The organism is Delftia tsuruhatensis NBRC 16741 (assembly GCF_001571325.1).
GTDB lineage: Bacteria > Pseudomonadota > Gammaproteobacteria > Burkholderiales > Burkholderiaceae_C > Comamonas > Comamonas tsuruhatensis.
On record NZ_BCTO01000052.1, the window covers coordinates 14,537 to 38,247 of the forward strand.

25 protein-coding genes are annotated in these 23,711 nt (G+C 67.2%); 13 read left to right on the plus strand and 12 right to left on the minus strand.

The annotated features are described in order from the left end of the window. Positions 1-10: 10 nt before the first annotated feature. From DTS01S_RS23665 to fliF, 7 genes are all read right to left on the minus strand, one after another. Positions 11-583 (minus strand): flagellar basal body-associated FliL family protein, encoded by a 573-nt coding sequence (locus tag DTS01S_RS23665; RefSeq protein WP_016449324.1) that lies wholly within the window; start codon positions 581-583, stop codon positions 11-13. A gap of 254 nt (positions 584-837) precedes the next feature. Next, positions 838-2,313, minus strand: a complete 1,476-nt coding sequence (locus tag DTS01S_RS23670; RefSeq protein WP_017403972.1) for a flagellar hook-length control protein FliK — start codon at positions 2,311-2,313, stop codon at positions 838-840. A gap of 3 nt (positions 2,314-2,316) precedes the next feature. Then, entirely contained in the window at positions 2,317-2,781 is a 465-nt protein-coding gene (fliJ, locus tag DTS01S_RS23675; RefSeq protein WP_016449322.1) for a flagellar export protein FliJ, read from the minus strand. A 56-nt stretch (positions 2,782-2,837) separates the two neighbouring features. Next, the gene (gene fliI / locus DTS01S_RS23680) at positions 2,838-4,256 is read right to left on the minus strand and encodes a flagellar protein export ATPase FliI (protein WP_017403970.1); all 1,419 of its coding nucleotides are present in this window, start codon (positions 4,254-4,256) and stop codon (positions 2,838-2,840) included. Further along, on the minus strand, positions 4,246-5,136 hold the full coding sequence (locus DTS01S_RS23685) for a FliH/SctL family protein (RefSeq protein ID WP_016449320.1): 891 nt from the start codon (positions 5,134-5,136) through the stop codon (positions 4,246-4,248). Before DTS01S_RS23685 ends, fliI begins: the two co-directional genes overlap by 11 nt. Beyond that, positions 5,129-6,124 carry a flagellar motor switch protein FliG gene (gene fliG, locus DTS01S_RS23690; RefSeq protein WP_012202571.1) on the minus strand — a complete coding sequence of 332 codons (996 nt, stop codon included), beginning with the start codon at positions 6,122-6,124 and terminating at the stop codon, positions 5,129-5,131. Before fliG ends, DTS01S_RS23685 begins: the two co-directional genes overlap by 8 nt. A gap of 26 nt (positions 6,125-6,150) precedes the next feature. Further along, entirely contained in the window at positions 6,151-7,851 is a 1,701-nt protein-coding gene (gene fliF, locus DTS01S_RS23695; RefSeq protein WP_026062017.1) for a flagellar basal-body MS-ring/collar protein FliF, read from the minus strand. Positions 7,852-8,028: 177 nt separating this feature from the next. On the opposite strand from fliF, the gene fliE reads away from it, so the two are divergent. After that, positions 8,029-8,346 (plus strand): flagellar hook-basal body complex protein FliE, encoded by a 318-nt coding sequence (gene fliE / locus DTS01S_RS23700; protein ID WP_016449318.1) that lies wholly within the window; start codon positions 8,029-8,031, stop codon positions 8,344-8,346. 402 nt (positions 8,347-8,748) lie between these two features. Here fliE and DTS01S_RS23705 read toward each other — a convergent pair whose 3' ends face one another. From DTS01S_RS23705 to flgA, 3 genes are all read right to left on the minus strand, one after another. Continuing rightward, positions 8,749-9,120: a hypothetical protein gene (locus tag DTS01S_RS23705; protein WP_016449317.1), complete on the minus strand. Its 372-nt coding sequence runs from the start codon at positions 9,118-9,120 to the stop codon at positions 8,749-8,751. A 76-nt stretch (positions 9,121-9,196) separates the two neighbouring features. Beyond that, positions 9,197-9,517, minus strand: coding sequence for a flagellar biosynthesis anti-sigma factor FlgM (gene flgM / locus DTS01S_RS23710; RefSeq protein ID WP_016449316.1), 321 nt, complete (start codon positions 9,515-9,517; stop codon positions 9,197-9,199). Positions 9,518-9,595: 78 nt separating this feature from the next. Continuing rightward, positions 9,596-10,360, minus strand: a complete 765-nt coding sequence (gene flgA, locus DTS01S_RS23715; RefSeq protein WP_016449315.1) for a flagellar basal body P-ring formation chaperone FlgA — start codon at positions 10,358-10,360, stop codon at positions 9,596-9,598. A 234-nt stretch (positions 10,361-10,594) separates the two neighbouring features. Here flgA and flgB point away from each other — a divergent pair, with 234 nt between their 5' ends. From flgB to DTS01S_RS23775, 12 genes are all read left to right on the plus strand, one after another. Further along, positions 10,595-11,008 (plus strand): flagellar basal body rod protein FlgB, encoded by a 414-nt coding sequence (flgB, locus tag DTS01S_RS23720; protein WP_013800365.1) that lies wholly within the window; start codon positions 10,595-10,597, stop codon positions 11,006-11,008. Between the two features lie 30 nt (positions 11,009-11,038). Further along, a complete protein-coding gene (gene flgC / locus DTS01S_RS23725) occupies positions 11,039-11,443 on the plus strand; it encodes a flagellar basal body rod protein FlgC (RefSeq protein WP_016449314.1) in 405 nt (134 codons plus the stop codon). A 34-nt stretch (positions 11,444-11,477) separates the two neighbouring features. After that, on the plus strand, positions 11,478-12,140 hold the full coding sequence (locus tag DTS01S_RS23730; protein WP_016449313.1) for a flagellar hook assembly protein FlgD: 663 nt from the start codon (positions 11,478-11,480) through the stop codon (positions 12,138-12,140). Between the two features lie 40 nt (positions 12,141-12,180). Further along, complete coding sequence (flgE, locus tag DTS01S_RS23735) at positions 12,181-13,452, plus strand: flagellar hook protein FlgE (RefSeq protein WP_061289102.1); 1,272 nt, start codon at positions 12,181-12,183, stop codon at positions 13,450-13,452. 29 nt (positions 13,453-13,481) lie between these two features. Then, positions 13,482-14,222 (plus strand): flagellar basal body rod protein FlgF, encoded by a 741-nt coding sequence (locus tag DTS01S_RS23740; RefSeq protein WP_016449311.1) that lies wholly within the window; start codon positions 13,482-13,484, stop codon positions 14,220-14,222. Positions 14,223-14,414: 192 nt separating this feature from the next. Beyond that, positions 14,415-15,197: a flagellar basal-body rod protein FlgG gene (gene flgG, locus DTS01S_RS23745; protein WP_012202560.1), complete on the plus strand. Its 783-nt coding sequence runs from the start codon at positions 14,415-14,417 to the stop codon at positions 15,195-15,197. A gap of 201 nt (positions 15,198-15,398) precedes the next feature. Continuing rightward, entirely contained in the window at positions 15,399-16,106 is a 708-nt protein-coding gene (locus DTS01S_RS23750; protein WP_012202559.1) for a flagellar basal body L-ring protein FlgH, read from the plus strand. A 20-nt stretch (positions 16,107-16,126) separates the two neighbouring features. Next, a complete protein-coding gene (locus tag DTS01S_RS23755) occupies positions 16,127-17,275 on the plus strand; it encodes a flagellar basal body P-ring protein FlgI (RefSeq protein WP_016449310.1) in 1,149 nt (382 codons plus the stop codon). Next, positions 17,272-18,252 carry a flagellar assembly peptidoglycan hydrolase FlgJ gene (gene flgJ / locus DTS01S_RS23760; RefSeq protein WP_016449309.1) on the plus strand — a complete coding sequence of 327 codons (981 nt, stop codon included), beginning with the start codon at positions 17,272-17,274 and terminating at the stop codon, positions 18,250-18,252. Before DTS01S_RS23755 ends, flgJ begins: the two co-directional genes overlap by 4 nt. Positions 18,253-18,266: 14 nt before the next feature. Beyond that, positions 18,267-20,228 carry a flagellar hook-associated protein FlgK gene (gene flgK / locus DTS01S_RS23765; protein ID WP_061289105.1) on the plus strand — a complete coding sequence of 654 codons (1,962 nt, stop codon included), beginning with the start codon at positions 18,267-18,269 and terminating at the stop codon, positions 20,226-20,228. Positions 20,229-20,251: 23 nt separating this feature from the next. After that, a complete protein-coding gene (flgL, locus tag DTS01S_RS23770; protein ID WP_016454332.1) occupies positions 20,252-21,451 on the plus strand; it encodes a flagellar hook-associated protein FlgL in 1,200 nt (399 codons plus the stop codon). Between the two features lie 21 nt (positions 21,452-21,472). Next, on the plus strand, positions 21,473-22,765 hold the full coding sequence (locus tag DTS01S_RS23775; protein ID WP_061289109.1) for an HDOD domain-containing protein: 1,293 nt from the start codon (positions 21,473-21,475) through the stop codon (positions 22,763-22,765). A gap of 156 nt (positions 22,766-22,921) precedes the next feature. Here the strand turns inward: DTS01S_RS23775 and DTS01S_RS23780 are convergent, their stop codons facing one another. Further along, a complete protein-coding gene (locus tag DTS01S_RS23780) occupies positions 22,922-23,221 on the minus strand; it encodes a flagellar protein FliT (RefSeq protein WP_016449305.1) in 300 nt (99 codons plus the stop codon). 2 nt (positions 23,222-23,223) lie between these two features. Further along, on the minus strand, positions 23,224-23,637 hold the full coding sequence (gene fliS, locus DTS01S_RS23785) for a flagellar export chaperone FliS (protein WP_016454333.1): 414 nt from the start codon (positions 23,635-23,637) through the stop codon (positions 23,224-23,226). Between the last annotated feature and the right edge of the window lie 74 nt (positions 23,638-23,711).

The following is a 23,711-nucleotide window of genomic DNA, read 5'->3' on the forward strand; positions in this document are numbered from 1 at the left end:
GCCTCCCCGGTTACTGAATGATGAAGCTGGAGAACAGCACGCGGCGCACGGGGTTCTTGCCAGGGGAGCGGCGGCGCTCGCCATCTTCGTCCTCTGCATCCTCGTCGCGGCTGCGCTTCTTGGCCTTGGCCTGGTTGCCGTAGCCCAGCGGTGCGGACACTTCGTTGAGCACGTCGGCAGCCAGGCGTTCCTTGCCGTCGCGCTCCAGCAACTCCTCGGCCGTGCGCTGGGACACCAGCATCAGGATGCCGTTGCGGATGCTGGGCAGGTACTGCTTGACCGTAGTGGCCGTCTTCTCGTCGGCCAGCTCCAGCGTGATGCCGATCTGCACGAAGCGGTCGCCGCCCGGGTCGGACAGATTGACCACCAGGCTGTCCAGCGGCAGGAAGGTGGGAACCGTGACGGCCGCCTTGCTGGAGCCGCCCTCCTCCTCATCGGCATTGCTGTGCCGCTTGGACAGCAGGATGAAGGCAGCGGCCGCGCCTATGGCCAGGACGGCGATGATGACGATCAGCACGATCAGCTTCTTGCCCTTGGCCGGGGCGGGAGCTGCATTGTTGGCGGCATTGGGTGTGGCAGACACTGGAATTCCTCTGGGTGAGCGGGACCGCCACGCGCTCGCGCATCATGCGCGGCGCCATGACGCAGCAGGCCCATGGCAGGAATTATTCGGCGATTGGACCTCGGGCCATGGCCTGAATAAGCGCATGAAACCCCGGTTTCTCGCTGGCTTGATGGCCCCCAAACGCCACAGGCCGGGCAGCTTGTCGCCACCCGGCCTGTTCTGAAAACCCGGAAAACGGCGCATGCGCCGCCCCGCAAGAAGCGCAGGAAGAATCAGACGAACAGATCCACCCCGCCTGCCGCCGCGCGGCCACCAGCCTGTGCGGCACCATTGCCGCCCGTGACGCCGGCGGCATCGACCATGGCGCTCACGCGGCCCTGGCGCGCCTGGGCATCCGCGCCCTGGCGGCCCCCCGCCTCGCCATTGCCGGACTGGCCACCCGCGTCCACGCTGACGCCGGCCAGTTGCAGGCCCTGGGCCTGCAGCAGCTCGCGCAGCTGGTCGGCACCGTTGCCCAGCCATTCGCGCGCCTGGGATTCGCTGGCGCCAAAGCGCACATGGGCCTCGTTGCCCTGCAGGCTGACCTGCACCTGGATGGCCTTGCCCTCATGCTCGACAGACAGCGAGGCGTTCTGGCTCTTGTTGTGCACCCAGAAGGCCACCTGCTCGGACACCTGCTGCTCGCGCTCGGTGGAGTTGCCCGGCTGTGCCTGGGCGTCGGGCTGGGCCAAGGCTGCGCCATTGTGTCCGGCGGCCTGCTGTCCCAGGGACTGGCCGGCGTGGGCCGCGCCCACGGCGGCTGCAACCCCATGCAATCCGTTGGCGGCAGACTCTGCGGAGCCGGTGCCACCTTCGCGGGCCCGCTCGAACAGGCCGCGCCATTCCGCGGGCCGCACCGCCGCCATGCCGTTGAGCGCAATGCCCGACGCCAGGGCCGCGTCCTGCCGCACGCCGGGAGCCAGTGCCTGGGGTGTGTGCTCATGCGTGGCCTGGGCTGCAGATGCCGTGCGCGCTGCGGCGGCCGTCAGCGCCGCGTCGGACTGCACGGCGGCCAGCACATCGGCCGCCTGTGTCTGTGCCTGAGCGCCCTGGCGCGCAGCGGTATCGGCGGGCGTGCCGGCTGCAGCGGCATCCACTGCGCCAGCCAGCGCCGCCGTGTTGGCGTTCGCGGCCAGCGCCGCGCCTGCGGCATCGCCCGCTGCAGGTTGCGGCGCCATGAAGGCGGCATGCGCCACCACGCCCTGTTCCTGGCGCAAGGCCAGCATGGCGGCACTGCCCCGGCCAGACAACCAGTCGCCCGCCACGCCCTGCAGCATGTCGCGGTCGCCCTTGCCATCGAGGTGGGCGGTCTGCCCGACCAGGCTGAGCCAGGGCGCCTGGCCGTTGGCGGCCAGCAGCATGGCATCGGCCTGCGCGGAAGTGGCCATATCGGCCGTCTCCGCCTGGGGCTGCAGCGGCAATTGCGTCTGCAGCAGCCCCTGCGCCAGGCCGGACAGGTCAGCCGGATCCTTCAGGCTGCCCTGAATTGCACCCTTGAGGCTGGCCAGTGCGCCGGCCCCCTCATCGCCGAGGACCTGGCCCAGGTCCGGCAGTCCGCCAATGCCATCCATGGCGGCCAGCAGCGAGGAAAAGCCTGCGGCCTGCTCATTGGACGGCGGCTGCGCCGCGCGCGCGGAACGCACGCCCTCCATGGTGCGCTGCATGGCGCTGCGCGCGTCGGCGCGCTGTTCGATCTGGTTGGTGGACATGCGTCAAGCCTCCTGGAATGTCAGCCCGAAGCTGCGGCGGAAAAACTGGATGGCCGCACGTTCGTCGGTTTCCTTTTGCTCGCGGCGCATCTGGCCCAGCGCCAGGTCGCGGCGGCGCACCTCGACCACCTTGCGCAGGCTGCTGACCCGCAGCTCGCAGGCCATCAAGGCCTTTTGCGCGGCCTCCAGGCGGATGGCCAGGTCGGCCAGCACCCGTGTCTGCAGGCCGATGGCGTGCTGCAGGCGGTCCATGAACTGGTATTGGTGGAACATGACTTCGGGCTGCACGGACTGGTTCTGCTGCACGCCCCAGCGTGCCTGCATTTCCTGCACGTAGTGCTGCAGCTGGTCCATCTGCGCCTGCGCCGCCTGCTGCGAGCGCTGACGCTCCTGCACCGCCTGGCGCGCCTCGTCACGCTTGCGCGACGCGGCATCGATGGCCACCATCAAGGCATTCAAGGACGACATACCGGGTTTTCCTCCCTGTGTTCGCTGTTGCGTTATCTCAGTGCCGCGTCACCGCATCACTGACCACCGAGCGCGGCGGCCATGCCCGAGATGCTCTCGTCCATGGAAGCCGACTCGAACATGCTTTGCTGCAGAAAGGCCGCCATGGCCGGCTGCAGCCGTATCGCCTCGTCCATCTGCGGGTCCGAGCCCGCCATGTAGGCTCCGACCTGGACCAGGTCCCGGCCCTTCTGGTAGCGCGAATAGACAGCGCGAAAGCGCCTCGCCAGCTCGAAGTGCTCGCGCGAGACCACGTTGTGCATCACGCGCGAGGCCGATTGCTCGATGTCGATGGCCGGGTAGTGGCCCGACTCGGCCAGCGCCCGCGACAGCACGACGTGGCCGTCCAGAATGGCGCGTGCCGCATCGGCGATCGGGTCCTGCTGGTCGTCGCCCTCGGACAGCACGGTGTAGAAGGCCGTGATCGATCCCACGCCGTTGAGGCCGTTGCCGCTGCGCTCGACCAGGGCCGGCAGCTTGGCAAAGCACGACGGCGGATAGCCCTTGGTGGCCGGTGGCTCGCCAATGGCCAGCGCGATCTCGCGCTGGGCCATGGCATAGCGCGTCAGCGAATCCATGAGCAGCAGCACATGCTGGCCCTTGTCGCGGAAATGCTCGGCAATGGCCGTGGCGTAGGCGGCACCCTGCATGCGCAGCAGCGGCGGCGCATCGGCCGGCGCGGCCACCACCACGGCGCGGCTGCGGTCCTGTGCGCCGAGGATGTCCTCGACGAATTCCTTGACCTCCCGGCCGCGTTCACCGATCAGGCCGACGACGATCACGTCCGTCTGGGTGTAGCGCGCCATCATGCCCAGCAGCACGGACTTGCCCACGCCCGAGCCTGCGAACAGGCCCAGCCGCTGGCCCCGGCCCACGGTGAGCAGGGCGTTGAGCGAGCGCACGCCGGTGTCCAGCGTCTCGCGCACCGGGTCGCGGTCCATGGCGTTGATGGGATTGCGGTCCAGCAGATCGGCCGTGACGTCGGCCAGCGGCCCGCCATGGTCCAGCGGCTGCCCCTGCGAATCCACGACACGGCCCAGCAGGCCGCTGCCGATGGGCAGGCGCAGCACGCCGGCCGCCATGGACACGGGCTCTTCAGGACCGTCGCCAAAGCGCAGCGGGGCGACAAAGGGTTCGGCCGGCGTCACGATGGCGCCGCTGGACAGCCCCTGGATGTCGCCCGCAGGCATCAGGAACGCACGCTCGCCGGCAAAGCCGACGACTTCGGCCAGCACCGGGTCCTGGCCTGCCTGGCGTATCCAGCACTGCGAGCCCACCGGCACCTGCAGGCCCGTGGCCTCCAGCACCAGGCCGGTCAGGCGCGTGAGCGTGCCGTGGGTCTCCAGCGGAATGTCGCTGTGCAGGCGGGCGCGGGCATTGGACAGCAGCTGCTGCCAGGGCTTGCCGGCGTCGGCCAGGGAGGCATCAACCGGCATCGCGCTCTCCGTCATACCAGGTGGAGACCAGGCCCAGCGCGGCCACGGCGCGGCGCCAGCGCTTGTCCATGCCGGCATCGACCTGGGCACCGCCCGATTCCACGCGCACATCGCCCTGGGCCACGCCAGCGTCGCTGATCCACTGCACCTTGGACTGGGCGCCATGCTCGGCGCGCAGCGCCTCGTCCAGCACGGCGAAGTCGGCAGGGTTCAGGCGCACGGTGGCGGCGCGGCCGTCGGAGGCCAGCATGTCCAGCGCCTCGCGCACCACGGGCAGCAGGGCCTGGGGCTGGCTGCGCAGCTCCTGGCGGACCACCTGGCGCGCGATGTCGCAGGCCAGGTTCAGCAATTCCTGCGCCGCATCCGCCTGCAGCTGCTTGAAGCCGGCGTCCAGGCCGGACAGCAGCGCGTCCACGCGCTGCGCCGTCTCGCGGCCCGTGCCGGAGACATAGTCATCCATGTGCTGCTGCCACTGCTGCCGGGCTTCCTGGCGGCCTTGCTCCAGGCCCTCGGCATGGCCTTCGGCGCGTGCCTGCTCCAGCAATTCATGCAGCCGCTCCTCGTCCACGGCGGGGGTGGATGCCGCCGTGCCTGGCGCGTCGGCGTCGACATCCAGCACCATGGAATCGGCGTCCAGCCGGGGCGCATCGGAGCGCCCGGGCAGCGACAGGCTGTGGAAGCCGGACGAGGAAGCGGGTGTGCGCGCCATGCCGGCGCCACCGGGTGCAGCCTGTGCATCGGGGGCGCCCTGAATGTTCGGCAGGCCGGGCAGGCTTTGCAGGCCGCCCATGTGGTCCACGGCACCAAAGCGCCACTGCACCACCTGGCGCTCGTCAATCTCCTCGGAGGGAATGAAGCGCGAGTTCATCCCACTAGACATAGCTGTCCTCCGCGCCGCTGCCGATGGTGATCTGGCCTTCTTCGGCCAGACGGCGCACCACCTTCAGGATTTCCTTTTGCTGCGCTTCCACTTCGGACAGGCGCATCGGGCCGCGGCCTTCCAGGTCCTCGCGCAGCGACTCGGCCGCACGCATGGACATGTTGGCCAGGATCTTGTCGCGCACTTCCATCGAACCGCCCTTGAGCGCGATGATCAGCGTCTCGGACACCACTTCGCGCAGCACCAGCTGCACCGAGCGGTCGTCCAGTTTGACCAGGTCGTCGAACACGAACATCTTGTCCATGATCTTCTGGGCCAGGTCCGGGTCGTAGTTGCGGATGGTGTCCAGCACGGCCACGTCGGCATTGCCGCCGAGGTTGTTGATCATCTCGGCCGCCGTCTTGACGCCGCCCAGCGAGGTCTTGCGGATCTTGTCGCCGCCGGCCAGCACCTGGAACAGCACTTCGTTGAGGTCCTTGAGCGCGGTCGGCTGAATGCCTTCCAGCGTGGCCACGCGCAGCATGACTTCGCTGCGAAAGCGTTCGGGCAGCTGCATCAGCACGGCAGCAGCCTGCTCGTGCTCCAGGTGCACCAGGATGGCGGCCACGATCTGCGGATGCTCGCCGCGCAGCAGTTCGGCCACCGACAGCGGGTCCATCCATTTCAGGCTTTCGATGCCGGAGACATCGCCGCCCTGCAGGATGCGGTCGATCAGCAGCGCGGCCTTGTCGTCGCCCAGGGCGCGCTTGAGCACCGAGCGCACATAGCCGCTGGCGTCGTCCACCAGCAGGCTTTGCGCGGCCGCGTCATCGGCAAAGCGGTTGATGACGAAGTCCACCTTCTCGCGCGAGACGCCGCGCATGTGCGCAATGGTCTCGCCGAGCTTTTGCACTTCCTTGGGTGTGAGGTGCTTGAACACCTCGGCCGCTTCCTCCTCGCCCAGGGAGACCAGCAAGATGGCGGCGTCGTTCAGGCCTCGTTCGTCCATATCTCAGCAATCCGTGTTTGGCAGGCTCAGGTGGCCTCGCCGTTGATCCAGGTCTTGACGATGTTGGCCACCGCGATCGGGTTCTGCTTGGCCAGTTGGCGCGCCTGCTCCAGGCGCACCTGCTCCTGTGTGGGAGACAGATCGACAGCGGGTCCGGCCAGCGCCGGACGGTCCAGCTGCTCGCCCTCGATGGCATTGAGCTGACCGCCCACGGCAGCCGTCTTGCGGCCCTTGAGCATGGGTCGCACCAGGCCCAGCAGCAAGATGGCGCCGAACAGGGCCAGGCCGATGGGCACGCCCAGGCTGCGGGCCATGTCCAGCACTTCGGGCTGGCGCCACAGCGGCACCTCGGCAGGCGCTTCGTCCTGCACAAAGGGGGTGCTGACCAGGTTGACCGAGTCACCGCGCTCGGCGCTGTAGCCCACGGTCTCGCGCACCAGGGTCAGCAGTTGCGCCTGCTGCGCCGCCGTCAGGCCGCGCGCTGCGGCGGCAACGGTGGCGGCATCGGTGGCGCCACCGGCTGCATTCGGCGCAGCGGCCGCCACCAGGGGCGCATTGATGACCACGGCGGCCGTCAGGCGCTTGATGCTGCCCGTGCTGCCGCGTGTGTGGCGCACGGTCTTGTCCACTTCGTAGTTGGTGATGGACTCGCGCTTGCTGGCAGAGCGCACGGCGTTCTGTCCATCGGCCGCCTGGGGTGCGGGATTGGCGCCATTGACCGGCGCGGACGCGTTCTGGGGCGGCTGGTTGCTGGTGGCGCCGGGGATGCCGGTGGGCTGGGGCGGCTTTTGCTCGCCCGTGCTCTCCACCACCTGCTGGCTGCGCACCACGCCCGCGTCGGAGGACTGGTTGGGGCGGTGCTGCTCCGAGGTCGATTCGGTCTGGCTGAAATCCATCTCGGCCGAGACCTGGGCCTTCACATTGTTCTTGCCGACCACAGGCTCCAGGATATCCAGGATGCGGCGCACGTACTGCTGCTCGATCTGCTGGGTGTAGTTCAGCTGCTGCATGTCCACGGCGTTGGCGTTGCCGTCGGGCGACTGCGACAGCAGCTTGCCCGAATCGTCGAGGATGCTCACGGCCGTGGGCGCCATCTCGGGCACGCTGGAGGCCACCAGGTGCACGATGCCCGCGATCTGCGTGCGGTCCAGCACGCGGCCGGGGTACAGGCTCAGCAGCACCGAGGCCGAAGGCTTTTGCTGCTCGCGGAAAAAGCCGTTCTGATTGGGCAGGGCCAGATGCACGCGTGCGCTTTGCACGGCGGCCAGGGCCTGGATGGAGCGCGTCAGCTCGCCTTCGAGGCCGCGCTGGAAATTCAGGCGTTCCTGGAACTGGGTGATGCCGAACTTGCTGTTTTCCATCAGCTCGAAGCCCGTCACCGAACCCTTGGGCAGGCCCTGGGTGGCCAGCTTCAGGCGCACATCGTGCACGCGGTCGGACGGGATGAGGATGGCGCCGCCGCCTTCCGTGTAGCGGTATGGCACGTTCATCTGCGACAGCTGGGCGACGATGGCGCCACCATCCTTGTCGCTCAGATTGGAGAACAGCACCTTGTAGTCCGGCTGGCGGTAGAACATGGCCGCCGCCCCCACGGCGACGACCAGCAGCACGGCGATCGCGCCCCAACGCAGGCGCTGGCCACGGTCCATGGCCGTCCAGCGCTGCTGCAGGGCAGGCTGGGGGACGGGAGTGGCTTGGGGGACAGGGATTTCAGCGACAGCAGACATCTTGGTTCCAGGTGTTCGAGCCCTGCACACACAGGACCCTAGCGTGCTGTCGATTATTCGAAGTCCGCCGCTTCACATTCGCCCGATAAGCGCGCCGTTTGACCTTCTATTTGCCCGGATGCGAAAACCCTGCCGACCTACGATCTCGTCATCTTGCTAACTCCGATGGAATGTGTCATGGACCTTCGCATCCCCAGTACCACCTCTCCCCTGTACGGCACCCAGCTCCCCAAAGGCGTGGGCGCAGGCGACGCATCGACCAAAGTGGCGGCTGGCGGCTTCAGCCAGGCCCTTCAAGGCGCGCTGCAGTCCGTCAGTTCAGCCCAGAACCACTCCAGCCAGCTGCAGCGTGAAGTGCAGCTGGAGAACCCGGCCGTCAGCCTCGAAGAAACCATGATCGCCATGCAAAAGGCACAGATCGGCTTCCAGGCCACGATGCAGGTGCGCAACCGGCTCGTGCAGGCCTATACCGACGTGATGAACATGCAGGTCTGAGGACGTCCGGCCCCGGCCGGACCCTCTTTGCCCACCCAGACCGCAGACCGCAGACCGCAGACCGCAGACCCAACAGCATTTGCGCGCACCATCGCATGGCTGCGTCTTTCCGGCACGCGCAGGATCCGGCCTTCTTCAAGGCGTTGTTCCGCTTTCGCCGAACCGGGCCTTTGCCCACCCTCCCCATTCCTGGCCGCCCGTCACCGCACGGCCCAAAGCACCCCGTCTTTTTCAGCAAGCGTGACCTCCTCCCGCGCATGGAGGGTCGCCTTCCGATGCGCAGCCCTGCCTGCACCGGCCGGCAGGCGCGTCACGCCGACGCCACCCCGGAAAAGACAAAACCCTCGGGCACGCATGCCGGAGGGTTGATCAGGACAGGAAAAAAGGAAGAAGGAGGCTGCTTCAGCTGGCCGAGTGGTAGATGCGCGCCTTGCCCGGTCCGGCGTGAGGGTGTCCATACAGGTCACGTCCATACGTGGCCTGGTCCGAAGCCTGGGGAATCAGCGCCGCCGCCTGGTGCTGGGCCACCACCGCCATGCGCGCCAGCTGGTCGCGCTGCATGGCCATCTGCTCGCCCAGTGCCTGGGCGCGCTCGCGCAGCTCCTGCGTCCAGTCGGCCGCGCTGAAGCGGCGGGCCAGTTCGGAAAACGCAGCCATGGCATCGCGCAGCCGGGTGCTGGACTGCTCCAGCGCGACCGCATCCTTCGATTGCAGCGAGGCGGACACCATCCGGACCACCGCGTCCAGGGAATCGAGCATCTCGCTGAGAGTCATGGGACAGGCCTTGCTGAAAAAAGAAAGCGCGTGCTCGCGCCGGAAGGAAAAAACCGAGAAAGAACCGAACCCGCGCTCAGACGCGCGAGTGCGAGAGGAATTCCTCGGAGTTGGCCAGCAGCTTGTCGGCCACGGCGTCGGCGTTCACGCGGAAGGTGCCGTTGGCAATGGCTTCGCGGATTTCCTTGACGCGGTTGGCATCGAAGTCGGCGGTGGCACGACCAGTTTGGTCCAGTGCGCGGGCCGAGTTCGAGAACGACACGGGAACACCGGCCGCCTTGGCAGGCTGGGCCTGTGCGGAGGATTCCTCGCTGGCAATGGCGCTGGCTGTCTTGGGCTGCTTGGCGGCGGCCTGGGAGGCAGCGGCGGGCAGTTCCGGTTTTTGACCTATCTTCATCTTGATTCTCCAATCGCCCTGGCGGCGTAAGGCGCTGTGCCTAGCTTTCGACTGCCTGGAACAAAACTTGAGGTTTTTTTACTGCACCAGCACCACGCCCTCGGGATTCACCACCCCGGAGATGAGCCGGCCATTATCCATGCGAACCCGCACGGTCTGGCCTTCGCCGGCGGCAGACATGGCCTTGCCCGACGATGTGACGGAAAAACCACCACCATTGACCAGAACACGCACTTCGGCACCCACCGCGAACAGCGCCGGCGTGCGCAGCATGTTCTGGCGCAGTGCCTGGCCTGCGGCCAGTGGGCGGGAAGCCACCAGGCCCACCCAGTCCTGCTGGTTGGCGTAGACGGCGGCCGAATCCTCGGCCCAGTCCACCTCGGCCTGGACGGCGTCGTCGGCCGACAGCGGGCGGCCCGAAGGCACGCCGTTTTGCAGCACCCAGGCAGGCCCCCAGGCCTTGACCGTGATGGGCAGGAACACATTCCAGGCCACGGCGCCCTGCAGGCAGCGCAGGCCCAGGCGGGTACGGCCCCACAGGCGCGAGCCTGCGGGCAAATAGGGTTCGACCTTGGCGCAGGCGGCCAGGCGCAGGCGGGGATCGAGCTGGCCCATCTGCACTTCCATGCGCAGGGGCAGGGCGCCCGCACCGGCCATGCCCTGCTGCAGGGCCTCGTCGGCAAAGCGCTGGCCGATCTGGCTGAGCTGGGCCGCGCCATCGGGCGCGTTCTGCGCGAACGCGCTGCCTGCCAGCGATGCTCCAGCGGCGAGCGCAGCGCATGCGGCGGCGCGGGCGAAGGCTCGGGCGGCGGAAGGCGGATGGGCGGTGCTGAAGTTCGACATGGCTGGGGCTCCTGACTTGCTCCGGCACCCCGTCAGGATGGGCGGGATACATGGAGCGATGCCAGCAAATATAGGGCGGGCGCCGTTTTCCGAAGCGCCGAACTGCGCAGGCAAACGCGCTTTCTTTGCGCTTTAGCGTTCGGGCCCGATTTCCATAATCGACGCATGCCGCAGTCCGTGGGCTGCCGCCATTTCGTCAACCGATCACCGCAAATCCCAGAGGGCGAGGCCGACATGCTCGACAAGATGACTGAACGACTGGACTTCCAGAGCAAGGCGCTGGTGCTGCGCGCCGAGCGCCAGCGTGCAATCGCCAGCAACATCGCCAATGCCGACACCCCGGGCTATGTGGCACGCGACTTCAATTTCCGCGAGGCGCTGACGGCCGTCACCTCCGGCCCCTCGCCCATGACGCTGGCCAGCGTCAGCCAGGGCGGCCACATTCCGCTGCCTGCCGCCGCCTCGGGGCAGAGCGCGCAAAGCCATCTCGGCTACTCGGTGCAGGCCCAGACCAACATGGACAACAACACCGTGGACCTGGACCGCGAACGCGCCAACTTCGTCGACAACGCCGTGCGCTACGAAGCCACGCTGCGCTTTCTGAACGGCCAGGCCAAGACCATGCTGTCGGCCATCCAGGGCCAGTAAGCCGGCGCCACAGACCACAGGAGCTTTCCCATGTCCATGTTCTCCATCTTCAGCATCTCCGGCAGTGCCGTCAGCGCCCAGTCCCAGCGCCTGAACGTCGTGGCCTCGAACCTGGCCAACGTCGATGCCGTGGCCGGCCCCGACGGCAAGGCCTACCAGGCACGCCAGGTGGTCTTCCAGACCGTGCCCATGGGCGAGGAAGGCTCCTCGGGCGTGCGCGTCAGCGCCATCAGCCAGGACAACACGCCGGGCCGCCGCATCCACGATCCCCAGCACCCGCTGGCCGATGCCGAAGGCTATGTGACGCATTCCAACGTCAGCGCCGTGGACGAGATGGTCAACATGATCTCGGCCTCGCGCTCCTACCAGAACAACGTCGAGGTCATGAACACGACCAAGTCGCTGCTGCTCAAAACCCTGCAGATGGGCCAGTGAGCCCCGTCCGCACCACATTCCAGGAGCCACTCCCATGATCTATGGCGCAGGCAGCGTCGCCAGCACGGCCGACCTCAACAGCAAGAACACCACGAGCAATTCGAACACCGACCCCGCAGCAGCGCAGGACCGCTTCCTGAAGCTGCTGGTCGCGCAGTTGAACAACCAGGATCCCATGAATCCGATGGACAACGCGCAGATGACCTCGCAGATGGCGCAGATCAACACCGTCACCGGCATCCAGCAGTTGAACAAGACCATGGAAAGCATGGCCGGCCAGTTCACGGCCATGCAGGTGCTGCAGGGCACGCAGATGATCGGCCGCACCGTGCTGACCGAGGGCAACACCCTGGGCGTGGGCAAGGAAAAGTCCTATACGGCGGCCTTCGACCTCGAAGGCCCGGCCGCCGATGTCAAGGTGCAGATCACCACGGCCGGCGGCGAGCTGGTGGACACCGTCGAGCTGGGCAGCGGCACCGCGGGCCGCAACTACTTCACCTGGGACGGCAGCAAGTACACGGGCGATGCCAGCCAGCTGCGCTACACGGTGCAGGCCACGAATGCCGACAAGGCCGTGGCCTCGACCACGCTGTCGCCCCACGCGGTGCTTGCCACGGGCACCACCGACGGCAAGCTGACGCTGGAGCTGGACGACGGCACCAACGTCGCCTACACCTCCGTCAAGGCCGTTTACTGAACGCCGCACCAAACACCCCAAACCATCGCAGGAGCACACCATGGGATTCCAACAAGGCCTCTCGGGTCTGAACGCCGCCAGCAAGAACCTGGACGTGATCGGCCACAACATCGCCAACGCCAACACCACGGGCTTCAAGTCCTCGCGCGCCGAGTTCGCCGAGGCCGTGGCCAGCGCCGTCGGCTCGGCCAGCGGCCAGACCAGCGGCATCGGTGTCAACGTGGCCGCCGTGACCCAGCAGTTCCGCCAGGGCCCGATCACGACCACGGGCAACAACCTGGACGTGGCCATCAACGGCAACGGCTTCTTCGTGGTGCGCCAGCCCGATGGCAGCACGGCCTATACGCGCGCCGGCAGCTTCGGCCTGGACAAGCAGGGCAACCTCAAGACCGTGCAGGGCGACAACGTCATGGGCTACCCCGTGGACGCCACTACGGGCAAGGTGCTGGCCGGCGGCCAGCCCGTGCCCATGGTCTTCCCGTCGGGCCAGCCGATTGCGGCCAAGACCACGACCAAGATCAATGTGGAGCTGAACCTCGATGCGCGCGCCACGCCCGCGGCAGGCAACCCCACAGCCACGCCTCCCGTTGCCGCCACGCCGCGCGCCACCTATGGCACCTCGATCAACGTCTATGACAGCCAGGGCGTGCCCACGCCGGTGCAGATGTACTTCGAGAAGGACGCGGCGTCCAACACCTGGAAGGTCTACGACGGCCTGGACGACCCCGCGGCATCGCCGCCCAAGGTCGCCACCTTGCTGACCACCCTGGTGTTCGATGCCTCCGGCAAGATCACCAGCGGCAGCCCAGTGACGGCGCAGATCAAGAGCAGCAACCCCAACGCGCCCACGCCCGGCACCATCAACGGCACGGCCGGCGTGACGCTGGACTTCTCCAGCGTGACCCAGTTCGGCACCAAGTTCGCGGTCAGCAGCCTCAAGCAGGACGGCTACACCTCGGGCGCGCTCACCGGCATCAACATCGGCAACGATGGCGCCATCGTGGCCACCTACTCCAACGGCGTGACGCGCACCGAAGGCCAGCTGGCCCTGGCCGCCTTCACCAACACCCAGGGCCTGGGCGCCGTGGGTGACAACAAGTGGGTGGAAACCTCGGATTCGGGCCCGGCGCTCAACGGCACGGCCCAGTCCGGCACCTTCGGCTCGCTGCGTTCGGGCGCGCTGGAGGACTCCAACGTGGACCTGACCGCCGAGCTGGTGAACATGATGACCGCGCAGCGCGCCTACCAGGCCAATGCCCAGACCATCAAGACCCAGGACCAGGTCTTCTCGACCCTGGTGAACCTGCGCTGATAGCCAAGAACTGAGTCAGGAGAGCCGGCATGGACCGCATCATCTACACCTCCATGACGGGCGCCAACGCAGCGGCGCAGCGTCAGTCCGTGCTGGCCCACAACCTGGCCAATGCCGGCACCAATGGCTTTCGGGCCGAAATGTCCACCTTCCGCTCCGTGCCCCTGCAGGGCAGCGGCGCGGGCACGCGCGTGTTCGCGCTGGAGGCGACCTCCGGCTACGTGGACACGCCCGGCCCCACCCAGCGCACGGGCCGCGCACTGGACGCCATGGCCATGGGCCGCGCCTGGTTCGCCGTCCAGGGCCTGGACGGCCAGGAAGCCTACACACGCAACGGCGTGTTCGAGGTTTCCCCCGAGGGCCAGCTGGTCAACAGCAACGGCCAGGCCGTGCTGTCGGACGGCGGCGGCCCCATCGACATTCCGCCCGAGTCCACGATTTCCCTGGGCTCCGACGGCACGCTGACCGCCAAGACCGGCAACCAGCTGCCCGTGGCCGTGGGCCGCGTCAAGCTGGCCACGCCGGCCGAGGACGCTGCGCTGGTGCGCGGCAACGACGGCCTGTTCCGCACGGGCAACGGCGAGCCGCTGCCCAACGACGAGAACGCCCGCCTGCTGTCGGGTGCCATCGAAGGATCGAACGTGAATTCGGTGGAGACCATGGTCGGCATGATTGCCGCCGCCCGCCAGTTCGAGACCCAGATGCGCCTGCTGCAGACCGCAGAAACCAATGACAAGACGGCCAGCCAACTCTTGAGCATGAACGGCTGAGACAGATCACCCCCTGAGCGGCTGCGCCGCTTCCCCCTGGAAGGGGGACGACGCCCTCGCTGCGGGGCGGCGCGGCCGGCCTAGGCCCTTGCTAGGCGTCCCTGGCCTGGATCGTGCCAGTCCCGCGCGATGTGCCAAGGATTCAAACGCTGAGACGGCGCAAGTCGCCACGGAAAACTGAAGGAAAACGCCATGATCAATTCGCTGTTCATCTCCAAGACCGGCATGGAAGCCCAGCAGACCCAGCTGGATGTGATCTCCCACAACCTGGCCAACGTCTCGACCACGGGCTACAAGCGCGCCAGCGCGGTGTTCGAGGATCTGATCTACCAGAACCTGCGCCAGTCGGGCGCCCAGACCACCGAGCAGAACCAGCTGCCCACGGGCCTGCACCTGGGCCTGGGCGTGCGCACGGTGGCCACCTCGCGCAATTTCCTGCAGGGCGCCCTGCAGCAGTCCAACAATGCGCTGGACGTGGCCATCGACGGCAACGGCTTCTTCCAGGTCAACATGCCCGACGGCACCACGGCCTATACCCGCGACGGCTCCTTCCAGGTCGATGCCCAGGGCCAGCTGGTGACTGCCAGCGGCATGCCCATCGCCAACGGCGTCACCATTCCCCAGGGCGCGACCAAGGTGTCTATCAGCCCCGAGGGCGTGGTCAGCGTGACCATGGCCGGCCAGGCCGCGCCCCAGCAGGTGGGCAACATCGCGATGAGCCAGTTCATCAATCCGGCCGGCCTGGAGCCGCGCGGCCAGAACCTGTTCACGGAAACCGCTTCCTCGGGCCAGCCCCAGCAGGGCCAGCCCGGTGTCAACGGCATGGGCATGATCAAGCAGGGCTACCTGGAAGGCTCGAACGTGAACGTGGTGCAGGAGCTGGTGACCATGATCCAGACCCAGCGCGCCTATGAAATGAATTCCAAGGCCATCCAGACGTCGGACCAGATGCTGGCCAAGCTGGCGCAGTTGTAATTGATCTCTCCCCCTGAGCGGCTTCGCCGCTTCCCCCTCTCTACTCGCTTCGCGAGGGAGGGGGACGACGCCCTCGCTGCGGGGCGGCCCTTGCTCGGCGTCCCTGACCTGGGCCGCGCCGGTCTCCGGGGTCGCGCCACATGCCTATGGCTCGCCAGGTTCATGCGAAGCATGGATCACTGAAACACCGGGAACATCGCCATGACCCAACGAACCTTCTCCCTTTCCGCGACGGGCACGTGCCTGGCGCTGGCGGCAGTCCTGTCGGGCTGCACGACGCTCAATGACCCGCCGCCGGTGGACATGCCGTCCACGGCGCCGCCGGTGCTGCCGCAGCCCGCCCCGGTGGCCGGCAGCCCCACGGGCAGCCTGTTCAACGCGGCCAGCTACCGGCCCGGTTTCGAGAACCGGCGTGCGCGCCTGGTGGGGGACCTGGTGACGGTGCAGATCGTGGAGCGTGTGACGGCCAGCCAGAAGTCGGATTCGGGCCTCAAGCGGTCCAACAAGACCACGGCCGGGATTTCGGCGCTGCCGCTGTTTTCGGGCAATGCGCTGGCCAATCTCAAGGACCGCTCCAACATCGGCTTCAACAACAACAACGACTACACGGGCTCGGGCTCGACGTCCAGCGACAACACGTTCACGGGCGCCATCAGCACGACGGTGGTCGATGTGCTGCCCAACGGCCATCTGGTGATCGCCGGAGAAAAGCAGATCGGCGTGAACCACAACGTGGATGTGCTGCGCTTCACGGGCACGGTGGATCCGCGCACCATGCAGCCCGGCAGCCTGGTCGCCTCGACCCAGGTGGCCAATGTGCGCGTGGAATCGCGCAGCCGCGGGCAGGCCGGGGAAGCGCAGTCAATTGGCTGGTTGTCCCGGTTCTTTTTGAACGTTATGCCGTTCTGATTCTCCGGAGAATGGACAGCATGAAAGTACTGTCCATGCTCCTGACATTGCGCCAAGCGCAGCGCCCCTTCTGGGTTGCAGCCGCCCTCGGCGCCAGCATGCTGACCCTGCCGGCGCATGCAACACGCATCAAGGAGGTCGCTGCCATCCAGGGCGTGCGCAGCAACCAGTTGACCGGCTACGGTCTGGTGGTCGGCCTCGACGGCACGGGCGACCAGACCACCCAGATGCCCTACACCAAGCAGGCCCTGGCCAACTACCTGGAGCAGATGGGCATCTCGCTGCCCGCCACAGGCAACGCGGGCCAGCTGCAGCTCAAGAACGTGGCGGCCGTGATCGTCACCGCCGAGCTGCCGGCCTTTGCCCAGCCAGGCCAGACCATCGACGTGGTCGTCTCCTCCGTGGGCAATGCCAAGTCGCTCAAGGGCGGCACCCTGGTGACCACGCCGCTGCGCGGTGCCGACGGCGAGATCTACGCGCTGGCCCAGGGCAACCTCGTGGTCGGCGGCGCTGGCGCCTCGGCCGGCGGCTCCAAGGTACAGATCAACCACCTGAGCGCGGGCCGCGTGCCGCAGGGCGCCCAGGTCGAACGCGCAGTTCCCACCCCGATCAACGAAGGCGACAGCATCACGCTGGGCCTGAACGCCACCGATTTCCAGACCGCCGACAAGGTGGTGCGCGCCATCAACCAGCGCATGGGCCAGGGCGTGGCGCAGGCGCTGGACGGGCGCACCGTGCGCGTATCCGCGCCCCAGGACCCGGGATCGCGCGTGCGCATGATTGCCGAGATCCAGGAGATGCCGATCGAGACCTCCAAGCCCTCGGCCAAGGTCGTGATCAACGCACGCACGGGCTCCATCGTGCTCAACCAGGCCGTGACCCTGGGCCCCTGCGCCATCGCCCACGGCAACCTGGCCATCACCATCAGCACCACGCCGGTGATCAGCCAGCCCGGCGCCTTCTCGCAGGGCCAGACCGTGGTGGCCCAGAAGTCCGACATCCAGATCAAGCAGGAGCCCGGCAACATCATCAACATGCCCGGCTCCCCGCAGCTCACCGACGTGGTGCGCGCACTCAACACGCTGGGCGCCACGCCCCAGGACCTGCTGGCCATCCTGCAGGCCATCAAGGCCGCAGGCGCTCTCAACGCCGAACTGGAGGTGATATGAGCATCGCACTTCCCAATGGATCGCAGACTGCGGCCAGCAATGCGCTGGCGGCCGACGCCCGGTCCCTCAACGCACTCAAGTTCGCGGCCGGCGAGAACAGCCCGCAGGCCGCGAAGGAAACCGCCAAACAGCTGGAATCGCTGTTCATGCGCGAGATGATCAAGAGCATGCGCGAGGCGACCATGAAGTCCGGCCTGCTCGACAGCGCACAGGGCAACCTCAGCACCGACATGCTGGACCAGCAGCTGTCGGTGGCCATGTCGGGCCAGCCCGGCGGACTGTCGGATGCCATCACGCGCCAGCTGGCCCGCACCATGGGCTCGGAAGCCGCCGAGGATGCCGAGATCTCCGTGCCCTCCACGCTGAGCATGAGCCGCATCGCCTGGCGCAGCACGGCCACCAATGCCAATGGCGCCGCCGGCGGCACCGCTGCCATCGGCGCCTGGAGCGGCAGCCGCAGCAGCGCGGCCCAGTCCGTCAACGCCTACGCACCCGCGCCCAAGGGCCGCGACAACTTCGTGGCCCACCATGGCGACGCCGCGGCGCGCGTGGCGCAGGAAAGCGGCATTCCGGCCGCCTTCATGCTGGGCCAGGCCGGCCACGAGACCGGCTGGGGCAAGAGCGAGATCAAGAACGCCGATGGCAGCAATGCCCACAACCTCTTCGGCATCAAGGCCGGCAAGGGCTGGACGGGCAAGGTCGCCGAGGTCACGACCACCGAATACATCGACGGCGTGGCGCGCAAGGTCACGGCCAAGTTCCGCGCCTACGGCTCCTACGAGGAGTCCTTCCGCGACTATGCGCGGCTGATCACCAGCAATCCGCGCTACGAGAAAGCCATGGGCAAGACCGACTCGGCCCTGGCCTATGCGACCGAGCTGCAGAAAGCCGGCTACGCCACCGATCCCGAATACGCCAGCAAGCTCAGCCGCGCCATCCAGAGCGCCGTGCAGAGCGCGGCACGCGCACAAGCCTAAACCGAGAACACGCCATGAGCCTTTTGAACGTCGGATCCCGCGCCCTGATGGCGAATCAGATCGCCCTGCAGACCACCGGCCACAACATCGCCAACGTCAACACGGCCGGCTACTCGCGCCAGAGCGTGGCCTTCCAGACCTCGCCGGGCCAGAACATGGGCAGCGGCTACATCGGCAATGGCGTGGATGTGAACACCATCCTGCGCAACTTCAACGAGTTGCTGAACCGCCAGGCGGCCACGGCCAGCGCCGTGTCGGCGGCCGATTCGGCGCGCGCCACCTCGCTGGCGCAGATGCAGGAAGTGTTCAGCGGCGGCAAGACCGGCCTGGGCGCGGCCATCACGGACATGATGAATTCGTTCGGCGATGTGGCCGGCGCGCCCACCGACCCGTCGGCACGCCAGGTGGCGCTCACGCGCATGAACGAGCTGGCGGCGCGCTTTCGCTCGGCATCGGCCCAGCTCGACGAGCTGGACTACAGCGCCAAGCAGCAGATGGGCAACGATGTGACCGTGGTCAACAGCCTGGCTGGCCAGGTGGCCACGCTCAATGCGCAGATCAGCCGCTCCATCGCCTCGGGCCAGACGCCCAACGACCTGCTGGACCAGCGCGACCAGCTGGTGCGCAATATCAACAAGTATGTGCAGACCAGCCAGATCCCCGCGGACGACGGCACCATCAGCCTGTTCGTGGGCGGAAGCCAGCCGCTGGTGCTGGGCTCCAGTTCGGCCCAGCTCACGCTCAAGGAGGCCACGGAGTTTCCGGGCAGCGGCAAGATGGCCCTGTACTTCCAGCAGCCCGGCGGCCAGAGCGTGGAGCTGACGCCCTCCATGCTGGGTGGCGGCGAGATCGCCGGCCTGCTGCAGTTCCAGGGCAGCGACCTGACCGAGGGCCGCAACCTGCTGGGCCGCATGGCACTGGCCATCGGCGACACGCTGAACCAGCAAAACAACCTCGGCCTGACGCTGTCGGGACAAAGCGGCAGCAATCTGTTCAAGCTGTCCATGGTCAGCAACGGCTCGACCACGGGCGCCCAGTGGACAGGTGCCACCACGCCGACGACCACGGTGGTCGATGCCAGCCAGCTCAAGGCCTCCGACTACCAGGTCGTCTTCGGCAGCACGGCCCCAGCGGGCAAGGTCATCCGCCTGTCCGACGGCAAGGTCACGGACTTCACCGACATGGCCGACCTGAGCTCCAAGGAGATCGACGGCCTGCGCTTCGACCTCAAGGCCGAAGGCGTGCAGGGCAACTCCATCCTGTTCCGCCCCATGGCGGCAGGCGCCCACGACATCCAGGCCGCAGTGCATTCGCCCAACGACCTGGCCGTGGCCAATCCCGTGGCCGCCAGCATCAAGTCGCTGGGCGATGCCACCCTGCAGATGGGCGGGATCCAGGTCAGCGCGGGCTTCGACTTGACCAACTTCGCCGGTGCCGAGGTGTCATTCAGCAAGAACGGCGCCGGGCAGCTGGAGTACACCATCACCCCGGCACCCACAGGCGTACCCGCCACGGGCCTGTACACCTCCGGCCAGGCCATACAGCTGGCACCGGGCCTGCAGGTCAAGATCACCGGCACGCCCGCCATCAACGGAACCAACAGCGACAAGGTCACGCTGGGCAAGGCCACCGATCCGCAATACGGCACGGCCTACCAGCGCGATGCCGGCAATGCCAGCTCCTTCCTGGCGCTGCGCGACAGCAAGCTCTTCGATGGCTCGACCACGCTGAGCGACGGCTTTTCCACCGCCATGGCCCAGGTGGGCACCCGCACACAGAGCGCGCAGTACGCGGCCAAGCTGTCCGAGACCATCGCCAAGAACCTGGAAGCGGACCGCACGGCCGTCTCGGGCGTGAACCTCGACGAAGAGGCCGCCAAGCTGCTGCAGTACCAGCAGTCCTACCAGGCCTCGGCCAAGATGCTGCAGGTCGCGCAAAGCATTTTCGACAGCGTTCTGCAGACCGTGGGCCGCTGATCACAGGACAGGAGCATTCCACCATGAGCATCTCCCGCATTGGCACGGCCAACATGTACGAAAGCACCATCAACAACCTGAACTCGCGCAACACGAGTCTGGTGGACCTGATGGAAAAGACCACTTCCGGCAAGCGCGTGGTGCGCGCCAGCGACGACCCCGTGGCCGCCGCCCAGGCCGAGCGCGCGCTCACGCGCATCTCCCGCTCGGAAAACGACCAGCGTGTGCTGGGCCTGCAGCGCGATGTGATGGCCCAGGGCGAATCCAAGCTGGGCACCGCCCACGACGCGCTCAAGGACTTCCGCGACCTGATCCTGCAGTCCGGCAATGGCTCCTATGACCAGAAGGCGCGCGATGCGCTGGTGCAGCAGCTCGAAAGCATACGCAACCAGGTGCTGAGCTACGCCAATGCCAAGGACTCCAACGGCCTGCCCATCTTCCGCGGACTGGGCAGCAAGGAAGACCCTCTCACCAACGGCAACCCCGGCACCAATTCCCAGCTGCAACCGGGCCAGGCCACGGGCAGCGAAAACGGCCTGCCGCTGGCGCTGGACGGCTTTGCGACCTGGATGAACGTGCCCACGGGCAACGGCGTGTTCGCCGTGACGCGCCAGTCGCCCACGGGCAGCTCGGCCTATGCCGACCTGGGCACGGTGTCGGACCCCAGCGCCATCACGGGCGCCAGCTACACCCTGAATTTCACCAAGGACGCCACGACGGGCGCCCTGAGCTACACCGTCACCTCCGGTGGCACGACCGGCCCGGCCGTTCCCTACACGGCCGGAGACACCATCACCGTGGGCGGCATGTCGATGAAGATCTCGGGCAACCTGGCCACGGGCGACAGCTTCACGCTGGGCCCCAGCCAGCGCACCGACCTGTTCAGCGTGCTGGACAACGTGATCGCGGGCGTGAAGAACGGCGCCACCGATGCCGGAGCCATGCAGCAGGCGCTGGGCCGCGGCCTCAACGAACTCGACGCCGGCATGAGCCGCGTCCAGGCCATGCGCAGCTTCGCCGGCGACCAGCTCAACCGCGCCGACCGCCTCGAAGACGACATGAAGAACCAGGCGGACCAGCAGGAAGCAGCGCGCTCGCGGGCCGAAGACATCGATATGATCAAGGCCCTCTCCGATGTGGACATGCAGAAGGTGGGCATGCAGGCGGCCTTGCAGTCCTACGCCTCGATCCAGAAACTGTCACTGTTCAACTTCATCAACTGATAACCGCCCGCGCATGCATCCATGGTCCAGTCCGTCCTGAGCTCTCTGACCCTCGGCTATAGGCCGCTCTGGAACCAGGCCCGCCGTCTGGCGGGCGTGCAGCTTTATCTTCACGAGGAGCCCGGCGTCCAGGCCGACGTGGCCCACCTGCTGCGCATACTGCGCGAGACCTGGGGCACGCAGTCGCCGCCGGTGCTGCTGTCGCCCCAATCCCGCCAGGTGCTGTGCGACCTGCTGGAGAACGCCTCCAAGGGAAGCCCCTGGATCGAGGTGCGCGGCGACTGGCTGCAGGACTCCGCCATCTATGACCTGGTGCGCCAGGCCCATGCGCGCGGCCTGATGCTGGTCTGGCGCGGCCCGCTGTCCGACGTGCCCGACGCCCAGGCCGCCCACTGGTTTGCCAGCAGCCTGCTGCACCTGCCGCCCGAAGGCGCCTCGGGCATGCCCAATCAGACCGTGCTTGCGCTGCAGCAGGCCGCGCAGGCCGCCGAAGCGCCGACCAAGCTCCAGGCCCTCAAGCAGGCCGCCAGGCCCGCCCCCACCCTGCCCCCCCTGCAGCTGCTGGGCGGCCAGATGTATGAAGGGCTGGAAAGCCTGGCTCTGGCCGATCTGTGCCTGGACAGCTTCCATGCGGGCGCCATCGCCGGCTGGCCCGTGGCCGATGCATTGCATGCCCAGCGCCATCACCCCGCCCTGCCCAGCCGCGACACCGTGCTTGCGCTGATGCGTGCCGTCGATGCCGAGCAATCGCTGGAAGCCTTCGAGCAGATCCTGGGCGAGGACCCCATCCTGGCCTATCGCTTCATGCTCTACACCAACTCCGCGGCCCTGGGCCTGCGGGGCAATGTGGACTCGCTGCGCCGCGGCCTGGTGATGCTGGGCTACGGCACGCTGCAGCGCTGGCTGTCGGACCAGCTGCCCCACGCCTGCACCGAGCCCAACCTGATACCCGTGCGCACCGCCATCCGGCTGCGCGCCAGCCTGACCGAACGCCTGATCGAAGCCGGCATCAGCCACGACCTGCAGCGCGAGGTCTATCTGCTGGGCCTGTTCTCGCAGCTGGACCAATTGCTGGGCGAGCCCCTGCCCACCGTGCTGCGCCGCGTACCGCTGTCCGAACGCGTCTTCGACGCGGCCGTGACGCGCACCGGCCCCTACGCGCCGGCCCTGATGATGGCCATTGCGCTGGAATCCGACGATCCCGCACCGATTCGCCAGCTGCGCGAAGACAACGACTTCGAGATCGAGGACGTCAACCGCAACCTGCTGCGCATGCTCAGCGAACTGCAGGTGCAGCCCGCGCCGACGGCCTGATCGATATACGGCGACCCACAGCGGCCGAACCTGCGGCCTGATCTGCAGCCGCTGCCATCCGCAGATTCCGCCCATGAAAAAACCGCCTGGATCTCAGGCGGTTTTTTCATGTCCGGCAGGAAGCTGCAGATGCAGCTGCCGCCGTCAGGCCATGGCTCAATGCATGGCGTGGGGCTGGCCGTCGAACATGTGCTCGAACTGTGCCAGCCAGGGCTCGGCCAGCGTGCGGATCTGGGCATCGTTGCGCAGGATGCGCTGCATGATGCGGGCCTTCTCCTTGCGTTGCTCAGGCGCCAGCGGCTCGTCATGGGACTTGAGCCGCAGTTGCTCGATCAGCACGGCACAGGTGCCTTCGTAGCGCGTCACTCCCTCCCAATCCTTGTTCTGTGCGGCCTGCAGCATCTTGGCGCTGCTGTCTTCTATGGCCCGGTAAAAGTCAATCAATGTCAACTCCATTTCTAGGTCCCGGCAACGGCTGGCGTGTTGGCGATATCACGCCAACCATTGGCAATCGGAGCCAACACGTCCTGCGCGCTTTGCAGCAGCGCTGCGTCGTTGCGCAGATTGGCCAGCGTCAGCTGGGTGATGCTGTAGTCGTAGACGGAAATCAGGTTCTGTGCCAGCTCGCCGCCTTCATCGGGATTGACGGAGGCCTTCAGGCCTTCTTCCAGAATGCGCACGGCCTTGCCGATCTGCACACCTTTCTCGCCGATGTCGCCACGCTGCAAGGCGCCCTTGGCCGCGTTCAGCGCTTTCTCAAGCGCGTCGAACAGCAGCTGGATCAGTTGATGGGGCGATGCGCCGTCCACGGAGGACTGGACGCCGACCTGGGCGTAGGCACTTGCAGCACGACGGTTGAGCGATGTGTACATGTTCGTTTCCTTGATGTCTTGTTCTTCGGCTGCAATGCCCGAAAATTTAGAGGCACCGGGCATTGGTTACAGAA